This is a genomic window from Mycobacteriales bacterium, assembly GCA_030697205.1.
Classification (GTDB): domain Bacteria; phylum Actinomycetota; class Actinomycetes; order Mycobacteriales; family SCTD01; genus JAUYQP01.
Window position 1 is genome coordinate 1 of record JAUYQP010000046.1, and the last position, 19,784, is coordinate 19,784.

General features: G+C 74.1%; 16 protein-coding genes. 11 read left to right on the forward strand and 5 right to left on the reverse strand.

Features of this window, described 5'->3' with window-relative positions; genetic code table 11:
* Window positions 1-1,696 (reverse strand): S8 family serine peptidase (locus tag Q8R60_14610; GenBank protein ID MDP3713704.1); only part of this gene is annotated, 1,696 nt, incomplete at its 3' end.
* A 721-nt stretch (window positions 1,697-2,417) separates the two neighbouring features.
* Between Q8R60_14610 and Q8R60_14615 the strand changes: the two genes are divergently transcribed.
* Both Q8R60_14615 and Q8R60_14620 read left to right on the forward strand, forming a co-directional pair.
* A complete protein-coding gene (locus Q8R60_14615; protein ID MDP3713705.1) occupies window positions 2,418-2,954 on the forward strand; it encodes a septal ring lytic transglycosylase RlpA family protein in 537 nt (178 codons plus the stop codon).
* 456 nt (window positions 2,955-3,410) lie between these two features.
* Complete coding sequence (locus tag Q8R60_14620; GenBank protein ID MDP3713706.1) at window positions 3,411-3,944, forward strand: M48 family metallopeptidase; 534 nt, start codon at window positions 3,411-3,413, stop codon at window positions 3,942-3,944.
* Window positions 3,945-4,007: 63 nt separating this feature from the next.
* On the opposite strand, the gene Q8R60_14625 is transcribed toward Q8R60_14620, so the two are convergent.
* Window positions 4,008-5,312 carry a zinc-dependent metalloprotease gene (locus Q8R60_14625; GenBank protein MDP3713707.1) on the reverse strand — a complete coding sequence of 435 codons (1,305 nt, stop codon included), beginning with the start codon at window positions 5,310-5,312 and terminating at the stop codon, window positions 4,008-4,010.
* 146 nt (window positions 5,313-5,458) lie between these two features.
* Between Q8R60_14625 and Q8R60_14630 the strand changes: the two genes are divergently transcribed.
* The 3 genes from Q8R60_14630 to Q8R60_14640 all read left to right on the forward strand — a co-directional run bounded on the left by Q8R60_14630 (window position 5,459) and on the right by Q8R60_14640 (window position 7,246).
* Entirely contained in the window at window positions 5,459-6,502 is a 1,044-nt protein-coding gene (locus tag Q8R60_14630; GenBank protein MDP3713708.1) for an NAD-dependent epimerase/dehydratase family protein, read from the forward strand.
* 43 nt (window positions 6,503-6,545) lie between these two features.
* The gene (locus Q8R60_14635) at window positions 6,546-6,974 is read left to right on the forward strand and encodes a molybdenum cofactor biosynthesis protein MoaE (GenBank protein MDP3713709.1); all 429 of its coding nucleotides are present in this window, start codon (window positions 6,546-6,548) and stop codon (window positions 6,972-6,974) included.
* A gap of 68 nt (window positions 6,975-7,042) precedes the next feature.
* Window positions 7,043-7,246, forward strand: coding sequence for a hypothetical protein (locus Q8R60_14640; protein MDP3713710.1), 204 nt, complete (start codon window positions 7,043-7,045; stop codon window positions 7,244-7,246).
* A 140-nt stretch (window positions 7,247-7,386) separates the two neighbouring features.
* Here the strand turns inward: Q8R60_14640 and Q8R60_14645 are convergent, their stop codons facing one another.
* Together Q8R60_14645 and Q8R60_14650 are read right to left on the reverse strand one after the other, a co-directional pair.
* Complete coding sequence (locus Q8R60_14645) at window positions 7,387-7,560, reverse strand: hypothetical protein (protein MDP3713711.1); 174 nt, start codon at window positions 7,558-7,560, stop codon at window positions 7,387-7,389.
* Window positions 7,557-8,642, reverse strand: a complete 1,086-nt coding sequence (locus tag Q8R60_14650) for an RNA polymerase sigma factor (GenBank protein ID MDP3713712.1) — start codon at window positions 8,640-8,642, stop codon at window positions 7,557-7,559. Before Q8R60_14650 ends, Q8R60_14645 begins: the two co-directional genes overlap by 4 nt.
* A 303-nt stretch (window positions 8,643-8,945) precedes the next feature.
* On the opposite strand from Q8R60_14650, the gene Q8R60_14655 reads away from it, so the two are divergent.
* From Q8R60_14655 to Q8R60_14665, 3 genes are all read left to right on the forward strand, one after another.
* Window positions 8,946-9,404, forward strand: a complete 459-nt coding sequence (locus Q8R60_14655) for a hypothetical protein (protein ID MDP3713713.1) — start codon at window positions 8,946-8,948, stop codon at window positions 9,402-9,404.
* 95 nt (window positions 9,405-9,499) lie between these two features.
* Window positions 9,500-10,552 carry a PDZ domain-containing protein gene (locus Q8R60_14660; protein MDP3713714.1) on the forward strand — a complete coding sequence of 351 codons (1,053 nt, stop codon included), beginning with the start codon at window positions 9,500-9,502 and terminating at the stop codon, window positions 10,550-10,552.
* Between the two features lie 40 nt (window positions 10,553-10,592).
* Window positions 10,593-13,430: an ATP-binding protein gene (locus Q8R60_14665; protein ID MDP3713715.1), complete on the forward strand. Its 2,838-nt coding sequence runs from the start codon at window positions 10,593-10,595 to the stop codon at window positions 13,428-13,430.
* Between the two features lie 38 nt (window positions 13,431-13,468).
* On the opposite strand, the gene Q8R60_14670 is transcribed toward Q8R60_14665, so the two are convergent.
* Complete coding sequence (locus Q8R60_14670; protein ID MDP3713716.1) at window positions 13,469-13,981, reverse strand: PPA1309 family protein; 513 nt, start codon at window positions 13,979-13,981, stop codon at window positions 13,469-13,471.
* A 94-nt stretch (window positions 13,982-14,075) separates the two neighbouring features.
* Here Q8R60_14670 and Q8R60_14675 point away from each other — a divergent pair, with 94 nt between their 5' ends.
* Genes Q8R60_14675 through secD form a run of 3 tightly spaced genes read left to right on the forward strand, consistent with a single transcriptional unit; the run spans window position 14,076 to window position 19,776 of the window.
* Window positions 14,076-17,018 carry a UPF0182 family protein gene (locus Q8R60_14675; GenBank protein ID MDP3713717.1) on the forward strand — a complete coding sequence of 981 codons (2,943 nt, stop codon included), beginning with the start codon at window positions 14,076-14,078 and terminating at the stop codon, window positions 17,016-17,018.
* 23 nt (window positions 17,019-17,041) lie between these two features.
* Window positions 17,042-17,467: a hypothetical protein gene (locus tag Q8R60_14680; GenBank protein MDP3713718.1), complete on the forward strand. Its 426-nt coding sequence runs from the start codon at window positions 17,042-17,044 to the stop codon at window positions 17,465-17,467.
* 56 nt (window positions 17,468-17,523) lie between these two features.
* Window positions 17,524-19,776, forward strand: coding sequence for a protein translocase subunit SecD (secD, locus tag Q8R60_14685; GenBank protein ID MDP3713719.1), 2,253 nt, complete (start codon window positions 17,524-17,526; stop codon window positions 19,774-19,776).
* Window positions 19,777-19,784 lie beyond the last annotated feature (8 nt).

A 19,784-nucleotide genomic window follows, 5' to 3' on the forward strand; every position in this document is an offset into this window, starting at 1 on the left:
GGGCGGCCCACTCCTCGTCGCTCCAGTTGCGGGCGCTCCAGTTGCGGGCGGCCCACTCCTCGTCGCTCCAGTTGCGGGCGTCCCAGGCGTCGGCCCAGTTGCGTGCCGACCAGTTGCGTGCCGACCAGTTGCGTGCGCCCCAACTGCTCGCGGCCCAGCTGCTCGCGGCCCAGTTGCGGGCGGCCCAGTTGCGCGCCGCCCACTCCTCGCCCCAGCCGGCCAGGTCGCTCGTGGCCCAGTTGCGGGCGGCCCACTCGCGGGTGGCGTCGTCGAGACCGGCCCAGTTGCGGGCGGCCCAGTTGCGGGCGGCGGGGGACAGCGCGCCCCAGGAGCTGGCGGCACCGGCCTGGTCGCCGGAGGCCAGCGCCTGCATGAGCAGGGCCCAGGCGCGGGGGCTGCCGGGGACCGCGCCGAGGTGGTCGTCGGCACCGTTGCGCTTCGCGGCCTTGCCGACCGACGGGGCCTTCTGGCGCAGGGCGGCGGCGACGTCGAGACCGCCCGCGCCGGCGGCGTCGGCGTTGCGCAGACCGGCTGCGTCGTACGCGCTGTCGACCACGACCGCCTTGACCTGGTCGGGGGTGAGGCGGCGCTCGGCGAGCAGCGCGGCGACCGCGCCCGAGGTGACCGCCGTCGCGAACGACGTGCCGGAGCCCTTGAAGTAGCTGGTGCCGACGCGCGCCGAGGCGTTGGCGGCGTCGACGACCGAGCCGGTGGCGCGCAGTGACACCACGGAGGCGCCGGGAGCGACGAGGTCGGGCTTCGCGACGCCCTGGTCGGTCGGGCCGCGACCGGACCAGCTCGCGACCGCGTCGTCGTCACGGGCGGCCGTGCCGGACTCGTCGAGGCCGCCGACCGTGAGCAGGAGCGGGTCGTTGCCGGGGGCGCTGACCTCGGTGCCGACGTTGCCGCTCGGGACGACGACGACCACGCCGCGCTCCCACAGCGCCTGCAGCGCCCGGTTGAGCGGGTCGAGCTGGTAGGGCAGCGGGCTGCCCGACGACAGCGACAGGTTGAGCACGTCGACGTCGGCGCGCGCTGCGGCCTGCAGACCGCGCAGGACGGTCACGAGGTCGGTGGAGCCGTCCGCGCGGCCGACCTTGACGTCGAGGACGTCGGCACCCGGGGCCACACCGGCGTAGGCACCGCCGCTGGACGCGCCGCTGCCGGCGACGAGCCCGGCGATGAAGGTCCCGTGGCCGTAGCCGTCCCCGGCACCCTCACCCGTGACGTCGACGTGGCTCAGCCGGCCGGCGAGGTCAGGGTGGTCGGCGACGCCGGTGTCGACGACGGCGACGGTGACGCCCTCGCCCTCGCCCTCGCTCCCGGTGCCCTCGAGGCCGAGGGTCTGGCGGACGGTGGAGACGGGGTCGGTCGACGCGGTCCCGGCGAGGGTGAGCGCGCGGTCCGGCACGACGAGGTACGCCGGGGCCAGGACCCCGCCTGCGGGCAGCTCGGCCGAGACACCGCCCACGAGCGGCAGCCGGTCGAGCACCCGGCCGCCGGCCGCGACGACCGCACGGGCGACCGTGGAGACGCTCTCCGTCGCGCTGGTGACGACGACGCGCGCCAGCGGGGCCGCGTCGGTCGTGCTCCCGGCCACGGGTGGCGCCAAGGGCAGGGCCATGGCGCCAGCGAGCGCCACGGCGAGCAGGGCGCTGCGGGGTGAGCGCTCGCTCGTGCGGGTGGTCGGGGTCATGTGACGTCCTGTCTGAGAGGTCTGCCCTAGAGGTGTCGGGATCCCGCAGCACCGATGTCGCCACACGAACGGGTGATTCGGTTCCGCGGCCCTCCACGCCCTCCACACCGCGCCGACGCGCTACCCGGCCGCCGCGGCCCCGCCCTCGCCGCAGCCCCTGCCGGTGATCATCAGGACATCTGCACGGGACGCGTCGGCGAGTCGCGTGCAGGCCGCCTGTCGATCATGCAGATCGGGCGTCAGGGCGGCTGCTGCGCCTGTGACAAGGCTCTCAGCATGATCCGCACGCGGGCCGCTGACCTGCAAGAACGTGGACGGACTGCTTGCAGACCGCTTGCTGCGCGCGTCACAACTGCTAGCCAGAGCAAGCACGGCGACCTAGCGTGGTGATCACGAACGTGCCGCGGGTAGGCCCCGTGCACGCAGACACCCCGGAGGTGAGGTCCCCCGTCCGTCCGTCGCCCGCGCCGCCCAGCACCTGCGGCCGAGCCGTCGAGAGCCCCCACCGGGCACCTCGGCGCCGTACGGACCCTGGCCGGCCCGCGACCCGCGGTGCGGCAGGAGCACTGCCCCAGGGCGGAGCCGGACAGCGACCACTCGCATGACGAACCGCAGGCCCAGCAGCACGCCCCGTCCCGCCGCCAGCCGTCCTCGCGCCAGCCACCCCGCCGGTCGTGTGGCCCGCCGCCTCGTCGGTCGCCTCCCGGCCCACACCCTTCCCGTGGTCGCGACGACGGCGGCCACCGCGCTCATCGCGGCTCTGGGGACCTCGCTGGTCCCGAGCGGTGCCGCCAGCGCCGAGCAGAGCGTCGAGGACGCCAGCGTCAGCGCGTTGTCCGAGCTGCCGCCGCGCGTCGTCGCGGCGCCCGCCGCGACCCCGCAGCGCGCCTCCCGAGGCGCCGCTCGCACGCCACCGCGCGCCACCAAGCTGGTCTGGCGCAGCGTTGCCGTCGGTCCCGCGTTCCGCGGCGAGGCGAGCTGGTACGGCCCGGGCTTCCAGGGGCGCACCACCGCCAACGGTGAGCGCTACGACATGTACGCCATGACCGCAGCCCACAAGACGCTGCCCTTCGGCACCCGGCTGAAGGTCTGCCGTGGCGAGCGCTGCGTCGTCGTGCGCATCAACGACCGTGGCCCGTACGCCGGGGGCCGGGTGCTCGACCTGTCGAAGGCCGCGGCTCAGCAGCTCGGCTACTCCGGCACCGCGTGGGTCTCGGCGACCCCGGTGCGTCAGAAGCAGGTCCGCGTCCCGGCCTGACCGGCCGGCCCACGGCAGTCCGTCGTACTGCTCGACGCGACTGCTCGAACGACCCTGCTGCGTCACGGAGCCCCCGGGCTCCGAGACTGGTCGCCTTCCCCTTGCGACCGGTCCCGGAGCACCGGGGGCTCCGTGCTGCGAGACGCTAGGCGTGCTGTCGTTCGGTCGTCAACGGCCCCTCACCCCACCCTGTGGACAGTGCTGGGGACGGGGTGTGGGTCGGAAGGCGTGTCTCTGTGGACAGTCCCGGTCCACCCCTGGGGACGGCCATGTGGACAACGCATGCCTGATACCCCTGACCTGCAGGAACGCCGTCCACTGCCTGTGGACAGAAGAAAGTTCGACCCGGTAGCGGCACAGGCCCGTCTCGCTGCCCTCGCTGCCCGGGTGCGACGCGTGTCCACCGTCACGCAACGGTGCTGGACCGGGCGTCGGGCGGCACCTACCGTGCGTCTCGTGCCCCCCGTGCGCGTCACCCGGCCCGACGGTGTCGAGGTCGTGCGCAGCGCCCGGCGCAGGGCCACGGTGAGCGCCTACCGGCAGGACGGGCGGACCGTCGTGCTGCTGCCCGCGCGGATGTCGAAGGCCGACGAGGACCGCTGGGTCACCGAGATGGTCGACCGGCTGGCGCGCCAGGACGCCCGCCGACGCCCGGACGACGCGGGTCTCGCCGCCCGGGCGGAGCGGCTGTCGCACCGCTACCTCGACGGGCGGGCGCGGCCGGTGAGCGTCACGTGGAGCGAGCGGCAGGGCGGTCGGTGGGGTTCCTGCACGCCGGCCGACGGCACGATCCGGCTGTCGACCCGGCTGCGCGGGATGCCGGACTGGGTCGTGGACTACGTGCTCGTCCACGAGCTCGTGCACCTGCTCGAGCCGGGGCACGACGCGCCGTTCTGGGAGCTCGTCGCCCGCTACCCGAGAGCCGAGCGCGCCCGTGGCTACCTCGAGGGCGTCGCCGCGACCGCCGGGCTGGACCTCTCCGGCACCTGAGCCCGGCAGCGCGGCCGCGCCTGCCCGACGACACGTTGACGACCCGTCGCGCTGACGCCGGAGTCAGGTCCCGTCGGCGTCGGGGTCGCTGTCCGGGTCGGCGGCGTCACTGTCCGGGTCGCCGTCGGCGAGGTCGCGCAGGGCGGCATCCCAGTCGGTGCCGGACTCGTCGGGAGTGGCGCCCGTGCGGTCGAGGAAGCCGAGCACGTCCTCGAGGTCGGTCGGGCCGGGCAGCAGGTCGGGGTGCTCCCACAGGGCGTCGCGGCCCTCGATCCCCTTGGCCTGCGCGACAGCGGCCCACAGCGACGCCGCCTCGCGCAGCCGGCGCGGCCGCAGCTGCAGCCCCACCAGGGTGGCGAACGTCTGCTCGGCGGGTCCGCCGCTGGCACGCCTGCGACGTACGGTCTCGCGCAGGGCCACCGAGGACGGCAGCCGCTCGGCGGCGGCGGCCTCCACGACCGCGTCGACCCAGCCCTCGACGAGGGCGAGGGCGGTCTCGAGCCGGTCGAGCGCGGCCTGCTGAGACGGGGTCGGCTTCATCTCGAAGACGCCCTGCGACAGCGCGCTCTGCAGCGACTCCATGTCGGAGGGGTCGATGGAGGAGATGGCCTGGTCGATCGCGGCCGGGTCGACCTCGATGCCGCGGGCGTAGGCGTCGACGGCGTCGTAGAGGTGCGCCCGCAGCCACGGCACGTGGGCGAACAGCCGCTGGTGGGCGGCCTCGCGCAGCGCGAGGTAGAGACGCACCTCGCCGGCGTCGACCTCGAGGCCGTCGGTGAAGGCGGCGACGTTGGCCGGCAGCAGCGCGGCGCCGTCGGACAGGGGGAGCCCGATCTCGGTCGCGCCGAGGACCTCGCCGGCGAGCGCCCCGAGCGCCTGGCCGACCTGCGCGCCGAAGACCAGGCCGCCGACCTGGTCCATCATCTGCTTCATCTGGCCGCCGCCGAGCATCCCGGCGATCATCTCGGGGCCGATGCCCTCGGGCAGCCCGGGGATCGCGCCGCCGCCCATGAGGCCCTGCATGCCCTTCTCGAGCGCACCGCCCATCGCGGCCACGACGCGGCTGGCGACCGGCTCGACGAGCTGCTTCCACGCGGGCAGCGTCTGCTCGACCCACTGCAACCGGGTCCAGGTGCGGGCGTCGCCCGACGAGGCGGGCAGCGTCGTGACGGGGTCGAGCCAGTGGTCGGCCAAGCGGACGGCTTCCACGACCGCGGCCCGGTCCGCGTCGGTGACGGCAGGGTCGTCAGTGCCCGCGGCAGTCGTGGCGACCTGGGTGGCGAGGTCCCAGTTGACCGGTCCGCCCTGCCACGACAGCAACTTCTGCAGCCCGGAGAACAGGTCCGGTCCCAGTGCGCCGCCGAACATGCCCGAAAGCCCGAACGGATCGCTACCCTCGGGATCTTCGGGGCGGTCGGACGGCCCGAACCCGAACGGGGGACGGGTCACCGTCGCCCCGCAGCGCTGGCGGAGGTGCGGTCGCTCATGCGGGTCACGGTAACCCCGCCGCGCGGATGAGGCTCAGGCGGCAGGCTCCACCGGTCGTCGCGGTCACAGGTGCGGCGTCCGGGCTCGGCCGGTTGCTCGTCGAGCGGCTCGCCGACCGTGACGACGTCGGGGGACTGATCGGCCTCGACACCGCGACCGCGCGCGTCGACGGTGTCGTCTGGCGCGCCGCCGAGGTCCGCGACCCGCTGCTCGCGTCGCGACTGACCGGCGTCACGACCGTGGTGCATCTCGCCACGTCGTACGACGTGACCACCGACCCTGACGCCCGGCGTGCGCAGAACGTGCGCGGGACCGAGCTGCTGCTCGCCGCCGCCCGCACCGCAGGGGTGAAGCGGGTCGTGCTGACGACCTCCGCCGCGGTCTACGGCCCGCGGCCCGGCGACCCTGTGCCGCTGCCCGAGGACGCGCCCCTGCTCGCGCTCCCCGACGACTCCCTCGTCGGCGACCACGTCGAGGTCGAGCGGCTCGCGGCCGCGCGCGGCGGCCCGGAGGTCACGGTCCTGCGCCCGGCGACGCTCGTCGGGGGACGGCTCGGACCGGTGTACGACGGGACGCTCCTGCGCCAGCTGTCCTCGTCGCGGCTGCTCGCGGTGCGGGGCACGGAGCCGCTGTGGCAGCTGTGCCACATCGACGACCTCGTCGCGGCCCTCGAGCTGGCCGCCTGCGGCGTCGTCACCGGTGGCGTGACCGTGGGCTGCGACGGGTGGCTGGCGCAGTCGGAGGTGGAGTCGATCGCGGGCGTGCGGCGGCTCGAGCTGCCCGCGTCGGTCGCGATCTCGACGGCCGAGCGGCTGCACCGCCTCGGTGTCTCCGCCGGCTCGCCGCGGGAGCTCGACCACCTGCTCGCGCCGCTCGTGGTCCCGTCGACGGCACTGAAGGCGGTCGGCTGGGAGCCGCAGTGGACCAACGACGCCGCGCTGCGCGGGCACCTCGCGGGCCGCACGGCTGACGGGCGCGGCGGGGCTTATACAGCCGCGGGCGCCACGGTGGCGCTGGTCGGCACGGCAGCGCTCGTGCGCGCCGCCCGCCGCCGCCGCCGCGGCCACTGACCCGGGTGCGGCCGGGTCGCGGCTCGTCGGGGACGATCAGGGGGTGAGCGCTCCCGTCGTACGCCTGACTGCCGTGCGTGACAGCCCGCTCTCGGTCGACGAGGTGCTCGCGGCCGTGGCGGACGACGCCGCGGGCGGGGTCGTGTCGTTCACCGGAGTCGTGCGGTCTTCCGACGGGGGGCGCGAGGTGACCGAGCTGGAGTACTCCGCGCACCCCGGCGCCGAGGCCGCGCTGCTGGCCGTGGCCGAGACGGTCGCGGCCGACCTGTCGGTGATCGCCCTCGCGGCGGTGCACCGCACCGGGCTGCTCGCCGTCGGTGACGTCGCGGTCGTGGTGGCCGCGTCGGCCGCGCACCGCGGACAGGCGTTCGAGGCGGCCCGCCGGCTCATCGACGACCTCAAGGACCAGGTGCCGATCTGGAAGCGGCAGCTCTTCGCCGACGGTGACGAGGAGTGGGTGGGGTCACCTTGATGCCTACGAGACTCCGGGCGGTTTGCGCTCTACAGTGAGGGCGCGCCCGACACTCCCGAGGAGCACTGATGGCCCCCTGGCTCGCCTGGCTCCTGCCAGTGCCGCTGGCGACCGTCGGCGCGATCGTCTACGCGCACTGGACGTCCCGGGCCCGTGGCCCTGAGCAGGCGATCGACTCCGTGAAGGAGTACGACCGGTTCCGCTCGGCGATGTCGTCGCCCGTCCCGTCGCCCCGCCCGATGCCGAAGGCGACCGAGCGCTCCTCGCACTGACGCTTCCGCGGAAGCGTCACGCTCGCTCGTCGGCAGCTGTCCTGTGCCCGGGGCCGGACAGCAGTGTCGGCCGAGGCGCGCGCCCGAACCCCCCGGTACGACGCGCGCCCCGACCGACAAGACGGCTGCCTCTGCCGCGACTACTCGCCGAGCGGGATCCAGACGCACAGCGGCTCGGTCCCCTGGTTCTGCGGGTCGTAGCTCATCGACAGACAGATCCGCTTCTGACTGTCGCTCGTTGCGGACGACTGACCGGCGAACGCGCCGACAAGGGCGATGCTGGCAACGCTGGCGGTGATGATGGCGCGCTTCACTGGGATCCTCCGTCGGGCGTGCTCTCGCACTTGATCACTGGGTTGGGGGCCTTGCCGAACACGGGGTGGCACTCTTCGTCGCTGGTGATGCCGACCTTGCCGACGAGCGGAAGCGTGAGGTCGACGTAGGTCGTGGATGTGCGCCCGCCACCGCAGTCACCGCTGCCAATGCCGGCTAGGCCCTTGGGTGTTGACAACAGGACATCGCAACCCACAGTTGCGTTCATTACCGTCCTCACCACCTTTGCTCCTGGAGGCTCGCTTCCGGCGGCCAAATCTGTCGCTGTGGGCTTGCGGGTGAGCGCTGGCTGCAGCGGGACGGCTGATCCCTGAGGAACGTGCAGCATCTCCGGGGTGTCGAGCGACAGCGAGGTCACCACGGTGGTCGTCATGGCTGGCGGGGCTGGGGTGACGCTGTCGAAGCTTGGGAGCGTGAGCAGGCCACCGGCCAGCAGGCCGGTGGTGACGACGCCGAGAGCGGCGGGGGCGGCGACGCGGCCGACGACGCCGCGCAGGCGCTCCAGCCAGCCCAGGCCGTCGGCCCAGGGGGCGATGGCGGCCAGCCCACCGGCCGGGAGCGTGCCACCGCGGGCGGCGTACTCCTTGCGCAGGGCCTTGCGGGCGCGGGTGAGGATCGAGCGGACGGCCGGCTCGGTCATGCCGAAGCGCGCGCCGATCTCGTCGTAGGCGAGACCCTCGACCTCGCGGGCCCACAGGACCGCGGCCTGGCGGGGCGGCATCGCGTCGAGCGCGTCGAGCGCGGTGCGGGCCTCGTCGCGGGCGACGACGACGTCGGCGGTGTCGCGACCGACGCGGGTGCCCTCGGGGACCTCGGCGACGGAGGTGGACCGGCCACGCACCCGCAGCCGGTCGATGACCAGGCGCCCGGTCACGCAGGTCGACCACGCGGCGAGGTCGTCCTCGGCGAGCAGCTCGGCGCGGTGCTTGTAGGCACGCAGCAGCGCCTCCTGCACGACCTCCTCCGCCTCGTGCACGTCACCGAGGCGCCGGGTCGCGTAGCGGACCAGGCGCGGGGTGAGCGTGCGCACGGCGTCGTCGAAGTCGAGCGGGACGTCGGGCACGGCACGCAGGCGCGGACGTGCCGGGGCGTCTGCGGGGGGACTGACCGGTGCGAGGGGTGCGAGCCCTGGCAGGTCCTGCATCGAGGACATGGTGCCTCTTCCGTCGGGGGCTGGGATAGCCGACTAACCCAGGTAACGGAGGTGCTGGGAGAACCTCGCGCGCCAATGTTCGACAACTTCGAAGCGAGTCCTGTCCGACATGCGGGACACATCGGGCAGATCGCTTCTCAGTCTGCACAGGACACCGGCCGGGGTCCAGGGCAGGTGTCAGGGACAACGAGGGCTCAAGGAAGGGGTGACGGCGTGCCGAAGACCAACACGTCGCACCACCCGGATCAGCAGAGGGGCACGCTCGTGGAGCACGTCGTCTTCTTCCCCGCCCACGACGGAACTCCCGCGTTCCGTCGTGTCGGAAGCCTCGAGGACGCAGTGCGCCTCGTCGAGCACCTGCGCAACGTCGAGGGCATCAACGAGGTCAGCGTGCACGCCCTCGCCGAGGTCCCGCTGGCGTTCCGCACCGTCATCAAGGTCGAGGTGCCCGGCGCCGTCGACACGGCTTCGCTCGTCCCCGCGCAGCCCGTCGTGGAGGAGGCCCCGGTGCCTGCTGTCGTCGAGGCGCCTGCTCTGGTCGAGGTCGCGGCGGTCGACGCGCCGGTCGTCGACGCCCCCGTGCTCGAGGCGGTCCCCGCTCTCGATGAGCCCGAGCTCGCGTCCGCCAACGGCCGCGGCGACGGCGCGAAGAGCCTCGGCTTCTTCTCCTAGCCCGTCCCAGCCCCACAGCACCGCCGACCGGCCGGCCACCCGACGAGGGAGGCCGGCCGGCGGCGTGACCGGGCCTGCTCGCCTACGCTTCGAGGGTGACCCGGCGCGCCCTGACCCTCTCGCTCGGCACCGCCCTGTCGGCGGCGCTCGCGCTCGGCGGGGCGGTGACGCCGGTGCCCTACGTCGCCCTCGAGCCCGGCCCGACCTTCGACACCCTCGGGGCGGAGGGCACCGCAAGCGGCCAGCCCGTCATCGAGATCACCGGCCGTCCGACCTTCCCGACCACGGGCAAGCTCGACCTCACGACCGTGAGCGTCTCGCAGCGGCTCACCCTCGGCGCGGCGCTGTGGGGCTGGTTCGACCGCGACAAGGCCGTGCTGCCGCGCGAGATCGTCTACCCCCCGGACAAGACCGACGAAGAGGTCGAAGCCGACAACCAGCAGTCCATGCAGCAGTCGCAGGACACCGCGACGGCCGCCGCGCTGCGGGTGCTGAAGATCCGCTCCGAGGTCGTCACCGTCGACCAGGTCCCCGCCGGTCCTTCGACGGGCAAGCTCCAGCCGGGTGACGTCATCGTCGAGGTCGACGGTGAGCCGGTCCTCGACGGCCCCGGCCTGCGCGAGCTCATCGGCACCCGCCAGCCGGGTGAGACGGTGCGCATCGGCTTCCGCCGCGACTCCGGTGCGGTGGAGGAGGTCTCGATCACGACCTCGGCCTCTCCCACGGACCCTGCCAACCCCGACGCGGCGCCCCGCCCCGTCATCGGCATCGTCACGACGCCGACGCCGGTGCGCGACATCACCGTCGACATCAACCTCAAGGACGTCGGTGGCCCGAGCGCGGGCCTGATGTTCGCCCTCGGCATCGTCGACAAGCTCGACAAGGTCGACATCACGGGCGGTCGCCACGTCGCGGGCACCGGCGAGATGTCGGCCGACGGCCAGGTCGGCCCGATCGGCGGCATCAGCCAGAAGCTCGTCGGGGCCCGGCGCAAGGGCGCGACGGTCTTCCTCGTCCCGGCCGACAACTGCGCCGAGGCCAGGACCAGCCCACCCGACGGCCTCACCCTCATCAAGGCCGCGACCCTGCGCGACGCGCTCGTCGGCCTGCGAGTCCTGCGCGACGGCGGCGTGCCCGAAGGCTGCTGATTCGCCGGTCGCGGGGGCCTGTGGTCCCTAGACTCCCGGCATGGAGCCCGGCGTCCCCTTCGCGCTGCTCGGCTCCGTCCAGTTGCTGGCCGTCGCCGCCTGGGCCGGGCTCGCCTGCGCGGCGCTGGCGCTGACCCGCCGCACCCCCGGCTCCCGCGTCCCCGCCCTGCTCGCCGCCCTCGGTGCGGTCGTCCTCGTCGCTGTCGAGGTCCGCACCGGCCTGAGCTTCGGCTCGGCGGCGTCCGACGACCTCGCGCTCGCCCGCTGCGCCGGCGCTCTGCTGCTCGGTGCAGGGCTGTACGCCGGAGCGCTTCCCTCCTCACCGGCTCGTTCAGCGGAGCGTCCCGTCGCGCCGGTCCTGGGAGCACTCCCGCTGGCCGGAATCGTCGTACCCCTGGGTGCCGCCCCCGGTCCCTCGGTCCTCGCGGCCGGCGCCTCGCTGGCCGCCGCCCTGGCGGCCGTGCGGGCGGTCGGAGGCAAGGCCGGGGCTGCCCTCGGGGGCGGCCTCGCGCTCGCCGCGGCCGCGGCGGTCGTGGCCCCGATCGCCGACGACGGGCCGTCGCAGGCCGTCACCGCCACCGCGCTGCGCGGCGCCGGGGCGGTGCTCGTGCTCACCGCACTGGTCGTGCTGGCCCGCACCTCGCTGCTCGCGAAGGTCGTCGCCGCGATCCTGGCCGGGGTCCTGGCGATGGCGGCGGCGGCCGTCGGCGTCGTCGGCACCGTCGTCACCTCGCGCTTCGACGAGCAGGCCGCGTCGCTCGTCGAGCAGGCCGCCCAGGGCCGGCTGCAGGCCCTCACCGCCACCGGCGAGAGCGCCGTCCCCGTCGGGCGGGTCGCCCAGGCTGCCTACGCCCGCAGCGCGTCAGCCGCCGACGTCACCGGCATCTTGGCGAGCCTCTCCAACCGCGGCGACACCTTCGCCGGCGTCGTCGACCGCACGCGCAAGGCCACCGCCGTCGGAGGGTCGAGCCCGCTCACCCCTGCGGAGACCCTCTCACTGGGGCAGGACCGCGCGGTCCGTTTCGCGCTCGAGACCACCGGGCCCGAGGCGGTCCTGCAACCGCTGACCCTGCTCACCCGGCTGGCGGGCGCGCAGCCGTCCCTCGCGCTCGTGGTGCTGGTGCCCGAGACGCGCGCCAGCGCCGACGTGCGGCCGGCGTCGGTCTTCGTCTTCGGCCAGCGGCTCGGTGACGCCTACGCCGCCGACGACTTCGATGCTGGCGGCTACGGCCTGTCCCTGCTCGTCGGCGACGACGTCGTCGCGTCCAACCGGTCCGGGGCCGAGGCCGACCAGCTCGAGGCGATCGCCTCCCGTACCGGGTTGTCGTCCGGCATAGACACCGACGGCGTGACCGTCCAGGCCGAGGGCAAGAGCCCGACGGTCCGCTTCGTGCCGCTGCAGGGCTTCGACGGGGAGCCGGTCGGCGTGCTGGCGCTGTCGCGTCGCGCCGACGAGTCGCTGGCAGCGCAGCGGGATGCGCTGCGGGTCCTGATGCTCACCGCCCTCCTGACCACCGCGCTCGTCGGTGTCGTCGCGGTCGTGCTCGGTCGGCGCACCGTCGACCCGGTCCGCCGCCTCACCGACGCCGCCGAGCGCATCGGCGCCGGAGACCTCGCCGCCACCGCCGGGGTGACCGGCGACGACGAGGTCGCGGCCCTGTCGCGCACCTTCGACGCGATGACCGGCAACCTCGGTCGGCTCACCGACGACCTGCGCGACTCCGCGGCCCGGCTCGCGACGGTGCTCGCGTCGATGTCCGACGGGATGGTCGCCACGGACGGGACCGGCACGGTGACGAGCGTCAACCGGGCCGCGGTCGAGATGGCAGGTCTCCCCGACGAGGCGGCCGCGCTCGGCCGCTCGCTCGTGGATGTCCTCGACGTGCGCGACCCCGCGGGTGAGCAGCTCGCCGACGCGCGCCTGCGGCTGCGCGACGCCCCCGGCGAGGTCCACCCCGTCGACGGCGGGCCGACCGTGCCCGTCCGCATCGCCATCACCCCGCTGCAGTCCGGCGACGGCGTCGTCGTCGTCCTGCGCGACACGACGCGCGAGCGCGAGGTCGAGCGGATGAAGACCGAGTTCCTGTCCAACGTCAGTCACGAGCTGCGCACCCCGCTGACCCCGATCCGGGGCTACGCCGACATCCTCGTCAGCCGGGGGGCGGCTCTGCGCCCCGAGCAGGTCGCGACCTTCTCCGCGACGATCCTCGCCGAGAGCCTCAAGATGAACCGCGTCGTCGACCTCCTCGTCGACGTCGCGTCCATCGAGGCCGGCCGGGTCCAGGTCTCGCCCCGGCCGGTGGCGGTGCGGGCGCTGCTGGACGAGCGGCTGGTGGCGTGGAGGGGTCGCGCGCCCGAGCGCGCCGGTGACCTGCGGCGGCGCGTCGCCGGCTCCCTGCCGCACGTGCTGGTGGACCCGACCTGGGTCGCCAAGGCCCTCGACGAGCTGCTCGACAACGCGGTGAAGTACACCCCCGTCGGGACCCCCATCGCTCTCGTCGGCGCGATGTCACCCGACGGCCGCAGCGTGCGGGTGTCGGTCAAGGACAGCGGACCGGGCATCGCCGAGCGCGACCAGGCGCTGCTGTTCACGTCCTTCGAGCAGGTCGACGGCTCGGCGACCCGCCGCGTCGGGGGCCTCGGCCTCGGGCTGTCGTTCGTCCGCCGGCTGGCCGACGACGCCGGCTTCCCGCTCACTGTCGTGTCGAGCACCGGCAAGGGCGCGGAGTTCGCCCTCGACCTGCCGGTCACCGACCAGCCGCCGCCTGCGCCCACCCGCCGGGCGGTGCGCAAGCCCGCGCCCCCCGTCGTACCCGCCGCTGCTCCTGCGAAGAAGGCCCCCGCGAAGAAGGCCCCCGCGAAGAAGCCGCCCCGCTGACAGCAGGGGAGTACGCCGAGGGCGTGGCGGCCCGGCTGTCAGTCCTCGAGCGTGGCGAGCAGCGCGTCGGCGAGGGCCGGCGCGAGGTCGGCGCCCCCGACCCGCTCGTCGGCGGCACCGTCGTGGCCGCGCAGCCGCAGCACGCAGGCGCGGGTGCCGTCGCGGACGACCCCGACGCACATCCGGACCTCGCGGCGGGCCTCGTGGGACGCCGCGACGACGGCCGGGTCGTCGGACTCCGCGAGCGCTGCCTCCGCGGTCGGAGGCAGCACGAGGACCTCGTGGGCGAGCACGACCCCGAGCACGTCGGGGCCGAAGACGACGCCTGCGAGCGCCTCGTCGAGCGGGCCGTCGGCGAGCGGGTCCTGCGCGATCGGGGTCAGGTGGCCGGGGCGGCTCGCGACGAGGCCGAGCGACTGGGCGAGCTGCGGCTCCGCGGCGAGCAGCGCCTCGGTCTCGACGAGGGCGAACAGCTGGGGCGGCTGGTCCCAGCCGGCCTCCGCGAGGTGGCCCTCGACCTCTCCGACGACGGCCTGCAGCTGCGTGCTCACGGGCGCCATCCAACCGCACCGGGGGAACTCCGACCCCCTGTGGTTGAGTTCGACAGGTAGGAGCACCAACCCCTCAGTACCGGAAGTGAGCCGCGTGGCCGTCCGCACACCCGGGGCGGGCCTGCCTGCCCGCCCCCGCCTGCTCGCCCCGTCCCTCGTCGTCGTCGCCCTTGTGCTGCTGCTCGGCGGTGTCGGCATCGCGCTCTACACCGACCTGCTGTGGTTCCGCGACGTCGGCTTCAGCGAGGTCTTCTCGACCGTCCTGCGCACCAAGCTGCTGCTGTTCGTGGCCTTCGGCCTGCTCATGGCGCTGCTCGTCGGGGCCAACATCACGCTGGCCTACCGGCTGCGCCCGCCGTTCCGCCCGATGTCGCTCGAGCAGCAGAACCTCGAGCGCTACCGCGTCGCCGTCGAGCCCTACCTCACGCCCGTGCTGCTGCTCGCCTCCGGCGTGTTCGGCGTCTTCGCGGGGCTGTCCGCCGCGAGCCGCTGGCAGACCTGGCTGCTGTGGCGCAACGCCACCGACTTCGGCGTGAAGGACGCGCAGTTCGGCCGCGACATCTCCTACTTCGCCTTCACCTACCCGTTCCAGCGCTTCGTGCTGACCTTCGTGCTCACCGCCGTCGTGCTGAGCCTGCTCGCCGCCGCGGTCACCCACTACCTGTTCGGCGGAGTGCGCCTGCAGACCGTGGGGGAGAAGGTCAGCCCGGCGGCCCGGGCCCACCTGTCGGTGCTCATCGGGATCATCGTGCTGCTCAAGGCCGGCGCCTACTACCTCGACCGCTTCGGCCTCGCCTTCAGCGAGCGCGGCAGGGTGCAGGGAGCGAGCTACACCGACGTCAACGCGGTGCTGCCCGCGAAGAACATCCTCATCGGCGTCGCCATCATCTGCGCGCTGCTGTTCTTCGCCAACATCTACGTCCGCAACATCGTGCTGCCCGCCGGCGCCCTCGCGCTGCTCGTCTTGTCGGCCATCGTGCTCGGCGGCGTCTACCCGGCCTACACCCAGCAGTTCCGGGTGAAGCCCAACGAGATCGAGCGCGAGGCCGAGTTCATCCAGCGCAACATCGAGGCGACCCGCGCGGCGTACTCCATCGACGAGTCCGAGACGACGACGTTCAACGTCGCGGAGACCGCCACGCAGACCAACCTGCAGACCCTCGCGGCCGACAAGGCGACGGTGCCCAACACCCGCCTGCTCGACCCCAACGTGCTGCCGCCGACCTTCACGCAGTTCCAGCGCTTCCGCGGCTACTTCGGCTTCAACGAGACCTCCCTCGACATCGACCGCTACGACCTCGGTGACGGCGTGAAGGACTACGTCGTGGCGGTCCGCGAGCTGCGCAAGGCCGGCCTCGGCGCCGACCAGCGCAACTGGATCAACGAGCACCTCATCTACACCCACGGCAACGGCTTCGTCGCCGCGCCCGCCAACCAGACCGACGGCGACGGCCAGCCCGTCTTCGAGGTCGGTGGGCTGCCGGTCAAGGGCCCGCTGAAGATCGACGAGCCGCGCATCTACTTCGGCGAGGGCACCACCGACTACAGCGTCGTCGACACCGAGCAGGCCGAGACCGACGGCGTGACCGAGGGCGAGGCGCCCAACTACAACTACGACGGCGACGGTGGTGTCGAGCTCAGCGGCCCGGTCCGCAAGCTCGCCTACGCGCTGAAGTTCCGCGAGAAGAACCTCGTCCTGTCGGGCGCGCTCGGCAGCGAGAGCAAGCTGCAGTACATCCGCACCCCGCGCGAGCGGGTGCAGAAGGTCGCGCCCTTCCTGCAGCTCGACGAGGACCCCTACCCCGCGGTCGTCGACGGCAAGATCCTCTGGATCGTCGACGGCTACACCACCAGTGACGGCTACCCCTACTCCGAGCGCACCCTGCTCGGCGAGGCGACCGCCGACAGCCAGACCCGCGCCGGTCTGCCCCTCGACACCGTCAACTACATCCGCAACTCCGTGAAGGCCACGGTCGACGCCTACACCGGCGAGGTGAAGCTCTACACCTTCGACAGCGACGACCCGGTGCTCAAGACCTGGTCGAAGGCCTTCCCCGGGGTGCTCGAGCCGGAGAGCGCGATCAGCGACGACCTGCGCGCGCACTTCCGCTACCCCGAGGACCTGTTCAAGGTCCAGCGCGAGCTGCTGACCCGCTACCACGTGACCGAGTCCCGCAAGTTCTTCCAGGGCGACGACTACTGGCAGATCCCGGCTGACCCGGCCAACGTCACGACGACCTCGAGCGGCACCAACGCGGCGTCGGCCAACCCCAACTCCATCTTCCGCGCCGCCGGCGAGGGCGACCAGCCGCCGTACTACGTGCTGTCGCAGTTCCCCGGGACGACCCGTCCGTCGTTCAACCTCACGACGTCGTTCATCGCGCGGAGCCAGCCCAACCTCACCGCTCTCGTCTCCGTCTCGAGCGACCCCGGTGACGACTACGGCAAGATCCGCATCCTGCAGGTCCCCGTCGTCCCGCCGGTCCGCGGTCCGGGTCAGGTCGCCGGCAACTTCCAGTCCGACTCGGCCGTCCGCGGCGTGCTCTTCCCGCTGGTCCAAGCCGGCAGCTCGCGGATCATCGTCGGCAACCTGCTGACGCTGCCGGTCGGAGGCTCGCTGTTCTACGTGCAGCCGATCTACGTCCAGTCGCAGCAGGGCGCGAGCTACCCCCGCCTGCAGTACGTCATCGTCAACTATGGCAACCGCACGGTCATCAAGGAGACCCTCGCCGAGGCCGTCAAGGCGCTGCTCGCGGGCAGTGGTGCGACCCCGACCACCCCGACCCCGGGTCAGCCGCCCGCACCCGGGAGCGGCCCTGCGGCTCAGGCGATCGCGGACGCGCAGCAGGCCTTCGACGACGCGCAGGCCGCGCTGGCCAAGAGCCCGCCGGACTTCACGGCGTACGGCGAAGCGCAGGCGCGACTGCGTGACGCCCTCGCCCGGGCGGCCGCCGCCGGCAGCGCGTCGCCGTCCCCGAGCGCCTCGGGCTCGGCATCGGCGTCACCGTCGGCGTCGCCCTCGCCCAGCCCGAGCTGATCCTCATCGAGCAGCAGCGCCCCGTGCCCGGCCGGACCCCCGGCCGGGCACTGGCGTGTCTGCTGCTCGTCCTCGCGGCCCTCGGCATCGCGGCCCCCACGGCCCGCGCCGAGGTCCGCAGCGGCGGGTCCGCGACGGTGGTCCAGGACCAGGGGCGTACGACGACGACCGCCCGTCAGCGCTCGGCCACCCGCGTCGTTGAGGTGTCGCCGACGACCGCCGGTGACGTGCGCGGCGCCGAGCGCCAGCTGGGCGGCGTCGTCCTCGGGGCCGGCGCCTCCGGCGGTACGTCCGGCTCGGCCGGGCCCGTCGGCGTGCTGCCGGCGGCCCACCGCTCGCTCGTTCCGCTGCTGCTCGGCCAGCTGCCGCGCCCGCCGTCCTCGTCGTACCCCTCGCTCCTCCTCTCCGGCTCCCCGAGCCGTGCACCTCCCGCAGTCGCAGGCACCTGAGCGTCCCTGCCCTGCCGCCCCGACCTGGGCGGCCCTCCCTGCTGGAGAACCCCGTCATGTCCCGTGCCCCGCTGTGGCGTGCGCTGCTCGCGCTCGTCGTCCTCGGCCTCTCGTTGGCCGCCGTCCTCACCACCTCGCCGCGCCTCGGTCTCGACCTGCGCGGGGGCACTCAGATCGTGCTCGAGACCCGCGACACCGGAGCGGTCGTCGCCGACGCCGACGCGACCGACCGGACCCTCGAGGTGCTGCGCCGACGCGTCGACGCCCTCGGCGTCAGCGAGCCGACGCTCGCCCGCTCCGGCGAGAAGCGCATCATCGTCGAGCTGCCCGGGGTGCAGGACCCGCGGGCCGCGGAGGCGGCCGTCGGCGAGACCGCGCAGCTGACCTTCCACCCGGTCACCGCAGACGTGGGGGAGGAGGTGGACGAGGACGGCCGGCCGATCGCCTACGGGCCTTCCGCCCTGACCGGCGCGCAGGTGTCGGGGGCGCGCGCCGAGCTCGACCAGTTCGGGTCGTCGTGGTCGGTGGCGGTCGACTTTGACGGCGCGGGTGACCGCGCCTGGGCGGACCTGACGGGGAAGGCCGCTTGCTCCCCGCCGGGCGACCCGGCGCGTCGGGTCGCGATCGTGCTCGACGGCGAGGTGGTGTCCTCGCCGCAGGTCGACCCGTCGGTGTCGTGCGGCACCGGGATCCTCGGCGGCTCGACGCAGATCACCGGCGACTTCACCCGCGAGTCCGCCCGCGACCTCGCGGTCCTCGTCGAGGGCGGTGCGCTGCCGGTCGACGTCGCCGTGGTCTCGCGCAGCACCGTCGGGCCGACGCTCGGCGCCGACGCCATCGAGGCGAGCGGCAAGGCCGGCGTCATCGGGCTCGCCCTCACGGCTGCGTTCCTCGTGCTCGTCTACCGGCTGGCGGGGCTTCTTGCTGCGGTGGGTCTCGCGTCGTACGGCCTGATCTCCTACGCCGCGCTGGTGACCCTCGGCGCGACCCTGACCCTGCCGGGACTGGCCGGGCTGCTGCTGTCGGCGGGCCTCGCCATCGACGCCAACGTGCTCGTCTTCGAGCGGGCCCGAGAGGAGGTCGCCCACCCGCGCGGGTTGCGCGGGTCGCTGGCCGTCGGCTTCGCCAAGGCCTGGTCGGCGATTGCCGACAGCGCCGCGACGACGCTGCTCGCGGCCGGGCTGCTCTTCCTCTTCGCGACCGGGCCGGTCCGCGGCTTCGGTGTCACGCTGTGCATCGGCGTGCTGGCCTCGCTCGTGTCCGCGCTGCTCGTGTCGCGGGTCCTGACCGAGCAGGCGCTGGCCCGCGGCTGGGTGCTGCGCCGCCCGCGGGTCACCGGGCTGTCCGGGCTCGGTCGGGTGCGGCTCTGGCTGCAGCGCCGGTCGCCACGGCTGATGGCACGCCGTCGCACCTGGCTCGCGGTGTCGGCCGTCGCGCTGCTCGTCGCGACCGCGGGGATCGCCCTGCGCGGGCTCGAGCTCGGCGTGGAGTTCACGGGTGGGCGCCTCGTGGAGTACGCCACGACGACGCCGGTCGACGTCGACGCGGCCCGCCAGGCGGTCGCCGACGCGGGGCAGCCGCGGGCCGTCGTGCAGTCCTCCGACGGCGGCCTGACCATCCGCTCCGCCGCGCTGTCGGCGGAGGAGGCGGGAGCGGTGCGCGACGCGCTCGCGGCGCTCGGCGGGGACGTCAGCGTGGTGCGTGACGAGTCGGTCGGGCCGACCCTCGGTGACGAGCTGCGCACGAAGGCGCTGCTCGCCCTCGGCATCGCGCTGGCGCTGCAGCTGGCCTACCTCTCGGTGCGCTACCGGTGGACGTTCGCGTCCGCAGCGGTGCTGGCGATGCTGCACGACCTGGCGATCGTCGTCGGGGTCTTCGCGTGGCTCGGGCGACCCGTCGACGGGGTCTTCCTCGCTGCCGCGCTCACCATCATCGGCGTCTCGGTCAACGACAGCATCGTGCTGCTCGACCGGATCAGGGAGACCTGGGGCGCACGCCGCACCGCCCCGCTGGCCGATGTGGCCGACGAGGCGATCCTCGCGACCGCGCCGCGGACCGTGAACACCGGGATCGGGGCGATGCTCGTGCTGGCCGCGCTGGTCGTCCTGGGTGGGGACTCGCTCACCGACTTCGCGCTGGCGCTGCTGCTCGGGCTCGTCGTGGGGACCTGGTCGTCGGCCTTCACCGCGACCCCGCTGCTGCTCGTGCTCGAGCGCTGGTCGACCGCCGCCCCGCCGATGCCCAAGCGCTCGCCGGGCCGGCCGGCGCGGGCTGCGAGACTGCCGAGGGACAGCGGGGCGGTCGTGTGAGGCAGGAG

Excerpts from the sequence above, each read along its gene's own strand:
- Q8R60_14625 (MDP3713707.1), bottom strand. The coding sequence starts at position 5,312 with ATGTTCGGCGGCGCACTGGGACCGGACCTGTTCTCCGGGCTGCAGAAG.
- Q8R60_14630 (MDP3713708.1), top strand. The coding sequence starts at position 5,459 with ATGAGGCTCAGGCGGCAGGCTCCACCGGTCGTCGCGGTCACAGGTGCG.
- Q8R60_14640 (MDP3713710.1), top strand. The coding sequence starts at position 7,043 with ATGGCCCCCTGGCTCGCCTGGCTCCTGCCAGTGCCGCTGGCGACCGTC.
- Q8R60_14665 (MDP3713715.1), top strand. The coding sequence starts at position 10,593 with ATGGAGCCCGGCGTCCCCTTCGCGCTGCTCGGCTCCGTCCAGTTGCTG.
- secD (MDP3713719.1), top strand. The coding sequence starts at position 17,524 with ATGTCCCGTGCCCCGCTGTGGCGTGCGCTGCTCGCGCTCGTCGTCCTC.